The 4,951-nt window shown below is 57.9% G+C and carries 4 protein-coding genes and 1 pseudogene; 4 read left to right on the top strand and 1 reads right to left on the bottom strand.

Going from position 1 to position 4,951, the window contains the following annotated elements; genetic code table 11:
- A pseudogene (locus NW837_RS03965) lies at positions 1-1,555 on the bottom strand (translocation/assembly module TamB); the annotation flags it as partial.
- 296 nt (positions 1,556-1,851) lie between these two features.
- On the opposite strand from NW837_RS03965, the gene NW837_RS03960 reads away from it, so the two are divergent.
- From NW837_RS03960 to NW837_RS03945, 4 genes are all read left to right on the top strand, one after another.
- Positions 1,852-2,265, top strand: coding sequence for an STAS domain-containing protein (locus NW837_RS03960; protein ID WP_414329363.1), 414 nt, complete (start codon positions 1,852-1,854; stop codon positions 2,263-2,265).
- A gap of 13 nt (positions 2,266-2,278) precedes the next feature.
- A complete protein-coding gene (locus tag NW837_RS03955) occupies positions 2,279-3,034 on the top strand; it encodes a precorrin-2 C(20)-methyltransferase (RefSeq protein WP_414329362.1) in 756 nt (251 codons plus the stop codon).
- Positions 3,035-3,865: 831 nt separating this feature from the next.
- Positions 3,866-4,024, top strand: a complete 159-nt coding sequence (locus NW837_RS03950) for a hypothetical protein (protein WP_414329361.1) — start codon at positions 3,866-3,868, stop codon at positions 4,022-4,024.
- A 256-nt stretch (positions 4,025-4,280) separates the two neighbouring features.
- Positions 4,281-4,817 (top strand): N-acetyltransferase family protein, encoded by a 537-nt coding sequence (locus NW837_RS03945; RefSeq protein WP_414329360.1) that lies wholly within the window; start codon positions 4,281-4,283, stop codon positions 4,815-4,817.
- Positions 4,818-4,951: the final 134 nt, after the last annotated feature.

Raw genomic sequence — 4,951 nt, 5'->3', positions numbered from 1 at the left:
CCACGTCCAGCACCGCCTGCGGCACCTGCACCACCCAGTCCCGACCCTCCGGCAAAACCTGCAGCTGCCCTCTTCCGGCAATCTCTCCCCCAAGACTTTCCCAGCTGGCCTCCGCCCGCGGTTGGGATCCCGTCAGCGTCACCTGCACTTGCGCGGAAACCGGCCCCACCCAAGGAAGAGCGCCCCGGCGCGGCAAGTCTCCCCCGTAGAAAGCCAGCACCTGCTCCGCATCCATCCCCGTCACCTGCAGTTGGAACTGGCCCGCCAAGCCAGCAGCCCATTGCAATTGGCCGGATCCCTGAATGCGACCCCCCGCCGCCCTTAGGTGGATTGCCTCAAAAGTCAAGGTTTGATCCGCAAAGTGGAAGCCAAAGGCATACTCCGACACCGGCAGGCGATCCACCCGCCCCGGCGAAAGCCCCCGCAACTGTCCCCGGATCTGCGGCTGATCCAAGGCTCCAGTGACCGCTACGGATCCCCCTACCACCCCCTCCACCGCCACCGGCAGGCCAAAGGCAAACGTCTCTTGGATCTGCTGCAGGCGGGCCGGCGCTACTTCCGCCTGCAAACCAAACCCCTGTCCTTGCTCCCAGACCACCGGGCCTTTTAGCTCGGCAAAGGAAAGCTGACCAAAGCGACCGCTCACCCCCTCCAGCTCCAACCCCTGCAAGGTAAAGCGAACGGAGCCCTTCACCTCTTCAAAAGGATGGGGCAACCTCTCCAGATCCAGCCGAGCCTGTTGAACCTGGGCCTGCCCCGTCAACTCCAGCGGTTGATCCCGCCGCCAGAGCACCTGGAGATCCAAGCCAGTTTCCCCCTGCACCTCCGCAAAAGGGGCCGCCGGCACCACACTGGGCAAGAGATCCAAAGGCAGACGAGCCGCAGAAAGCGTCACCGAACCGGAAGCCTGGGCAAAATCCGCCACCCCCCTGAGCTGCAGGGGGTACCCCCCCTCCCCCTCCCGAGGGAGCAACCGTGCCGTCGCCTGGAAACTGGCCCGCCCCCCGAAAAGATCCTCCTCTCCTGGCGGGGCATTGTGAGTCAGCCACACCTGCACCTGGCCCTGCAGCCGATCAAACTGGCGTCGCTCCCCCACCAAAGGGATGGCCGTCAGGGATCCCTGGCGCAAGCGAATATTCAGCCCCTGGAAAGGCAGGGATCCCTCCCCTTCGGGCAGTTGAAACTGCACATCCGCCCAGCCGCGATCCAGCGTTTCCATCAGCAGCAGTTGCGGCTGGTTTAGGGTAACATTCAGCACCCACTGACCCGTCTGCAGCCAAGTCCAGAAATCAGGGCTGAGGTCGATGGAGCCGATACTGGCCAGATGTTCAACGCGGCTTTCTCCCAAGCTCACCTGCCAGGGGGCCAGAAACCTCACCTCCCCCAATTCCACGCGCCGGCGCATCGCTTGCGAGAGGGTTGCTTCCACCTGCGGCAGCACGTGATCTTGAAGGTAGATCCCTGTTCCCCAGGCGGCACCAAAGGCGGCAGCCGTCAAGCCCAAACCCACCCCAGCTAGAGTGATGGGGGAAAGGTTGAATCGTTGCTGCTGCATCTTTGGATCTTGGTGATCCTCTCCCAACCGCCTACCCCTTAAAAACCTGACAGGCTCCCAAAAGCCGTTCGTGCACTGCGGGCCGACCTTGCCGGCACAGTTGCCCCCATCCTACCCAAGGACTCCTGGCTTGCCACGAGGGAACAGAAAGAAGAAATCCCTGCTCCCAGGCGTAATTCCCCCAAAGGCCCAGCGGAAAAATACCGTCTCCCGCGGAGAACGGGGATGCTAAGCTATCTCCACACCCGAGATTGAACCCACCCTGGGGCCTCTCTCAGGTGTTCCCTTCTGTCGAGATGGTTGAAAGGAGAAGAGCCATTCCGGAACCCCTATCTCTGACGGTCAGCTTGCGCGGCAGCCGCGAGGCGCTGGAAAACTGCCAGGTCTTTCACCTGACTGGCCTTCTGGATGCCTTTTCCGAGCCGGTCTTTGTTAAGGTGGTCACCAAATACCTGGAAGAGGGATCCCCTAACCTCATCTTGGATTTGACAGGGATCGACTTCATCGATAGCTCTGGCGTCGGCGCCCTGGTGCAATTGGCCAAGCTGGTGCAGAGCCGTGCGGGTGTCTTTCAGGTGGTGAGCAATCCCCGCATCACCCAAACGGTGAAGCTGGTGCGCCTGGAGAAGTTCCTGTCTTTGCGCAACTCCTTGCAGGAAGCCTTGGATCGCCTGAAGGAAGGAAGTACGGGCAGTACAGAGACCGCCTGATACGTAATTAAGTATGGGTCTGGGAACCTTTTGGGGGATCAGTGCTGGAGCAGGGGATCCCGACTGGATCACGGTCAAAGCAGCCCGCATCCTCAGCACGGTCAACTGGGTGGCCTGTCCCCAAAATGCTGCCGGCCAGCCGGGCTTGGCCTACCAAATTGTGCGCCCTTGGCTGCGACCGGAACAAACCCTCTTGCCGCTTCGCCTGCCCTTTGTCACCCAGCCGGAAGTCCTGCAAGCTGCCTGGCGAGTGGCTGCCCAGCAACTAGCCCCACTCCTAGAAAGGGGAGAAGATGTCGCCTTCATCTGTGAGGGAGACGTGGGCCTCTACAGCACCTTCGCCTACGTGGCCCAAGCTTTGCGGGAGCGGATCGCCAACTTGCCCATTCAGGCCGTACCGGGGGTGTGCTCTCCCTTAGCCGCTGCTGCTGCCCTGGGATCCCCCTTGGTGCTCGGCTCCGAGAAATTGGCGATTTTACCGGCTCTGTTCGCCCTCTCGGAACTGGAGCAGGCTTGTGCCTGGGCTGAGGTAGTCGTCCTCATGAAAGTGGCCTCTGTCTACCCTCAGGTTTGGCAGTGGCTGGCCGAAAGAGGTTGGCTGCAACAAGCCAGCTTGGTGGTCTGGGCCGGCTGGCCTCAGCAAACCCTCTTCCCCACCCTGGAAGGACTGGCCGACTACCGGCCCCCCTACTTTTCCCTCTTGATCCTGCGCTCTCGGCCCCGGAATAAAGATTCTCTTAACCCAGAAAACGGGCTGCGGCTGGATTGAGTTTTCTAGGATAGGGAATGAGTTCCTTCCGGCGATTAAGCCCGAAGCAGGGGTTGGTCGTTGTTTTTTTGCGTTTATTTCTGTTTAGCTCAAGGCTCGCGCCGAGCCAGCTTGTTTCCCCAAAAAATCAGGTGTCCTGTGACGGAAAGAGGCTGAGGAATCCGAATCCAGAATGCTGGGATCCCTCATTGACCTGAACCAAAAAGAGATGAAAAGACCAAGTTAAAGGAATGATCCAGCCTGTTAAGAATGGTTGCCGCCCTTGGTGGAGAGATCGGCTATAGGTTAGATTATGAATGTAGTGATTCAGGCGAGGAGGATAATATCTCATCCCCATCTCAAACGCGAGGCACCGCTTCTCGATTGAATCAAATCCAAAATTCAAGTCCAAGGTTCTCTGTCGGTCAACGCTTTGATCCAAGCTTCCGATCCGTTGCTTCGGCAGACTCTCCTGAGAAGTGGTTGTCTCGCTCAGCAGAGCACCTGGTACCTACGACAGGTTTTCCTCAAAGCAGAAGCAGAACAAGGGAGTTAGGCAGATAGCAGTTGGGCTTGCTGCACAAGCCACTGGGAAAGTGAGAGAGCGCTCTAGGTGTTCCTCAAATAATCCTCAAATAAAAGTGGTTTTGCCAGATCAACAAGCTCAGCCGGCTATTTTGAGTCTCCATTCATGAGCGAGTCAGGGTGGGAAAATCGGTGATCAGGTTCAGGTGCTCTCAACCTGCAAGCTCTGCGAGTCGGAACCAGCGCTCAGTGGGACAAGGACTGCGGGCTTTAGCAATTCGAGGTTCTCTCAGTTCATAGTTTCACTCTCACTTTCAGGAGGTTGCTATGTTTACCTTTCTCTCAAAGATTGCTAGAGCAATTATCCGCATATTTGCTCCTGCCAAGTCCGATCTGGTGGAAGTGGGTTACCAGCCCATCACGGATGATATCTATCGCATCAACGGCTCAGCCTGCCATTTTAGCGATCTGGAGATCTCATCGTAAACCTCAGAGTCGGATTCTGGTGTCGGAGCGGCCACTGGCGCTGGCCTAGAAATTGGAAAAACCTAGAAATTGGAAAAAAAAGCTACAAGTTAAGACAACTGAATAAGTCTTAGTTAAGTCTTGGATGCGGTTAGTCCGCGTCGGCAGGGGTGGTTTTCCTCCCTGTGGCCAAGTTCTACCGGTTCAGTGGTGGCTCCCCGTGGGGGTCACCACTTATTGTTTTGTTGTTTGCAAGTTGTTTGGGAAAATAAGGGGGATGCCTGCGGTTGCCCCGTCTCAACCTGTGTTGCCTTCCCCTGTGGTTTACCCGGCTACACCGGGCGATCTGGATCCCTTGGCCGAAGTTCTGGCGCAGGTTTTTTATCCGCCCTCAGGCCTGCAACGCTGGATCCACCCGATTTGCAAGCTGGGTATTCGCGAAGATTTGCGCCTCAGGCTGGCCGCAAGGGATCCCCACTACTGCTGTCTGGCAGCTGCGGTGGGATCCGAAGTGGTGGGCACTGCCGAGATCTCTTTGCGGGTCACAGCCCACGGGAAGTATCCCTACCTCTCCAACTTGGCGGTGCTGCCCGGCTGGCGGCGGCGAGGAATTGCTCGTCTGCTTTTGCTTAGTGCTGAAGGGGTGGCGAAAGGGTGGGGCTACCGCTGTTTGCATCTGCACGTATTGGAAGACAATCTCCCCGCGCGGCAACTGTACGCTCAACTGCGCTATACCCCCATCGAACGCACCTCTCAACTCTGGCGATGGTTGGGGATCCCTCCGCAGCTTCTGCTCTGCAAGTGGCTACCTTGAATCGGCCCATCGGCAACATTGAGCTGGCAGATTCCCACCCCGCCGGCTTGCTTCATGGTGGTGAGACGAGGTCCTGGACTCAGCTTTTATAAAGTTATGTAAACTAGAAATCGGGTTTTAGAGAGGTCCTAGAG

The sequence above is a fragment of the Synechococcus sp. R6-10 genome (assembly GCF_047461815.1).
Classification (GTDB): domain Bacteria; phylum Cyanobacteriota; class Cyanobacteriia; order Thermostichales; family Thermostichaceae; genus Thermostichus.
The sequence above is the reverse complement of the archived record's forward strand: the minus strand, read 5'-3'. Positions and strand labels throughout refer to the sequence as shown.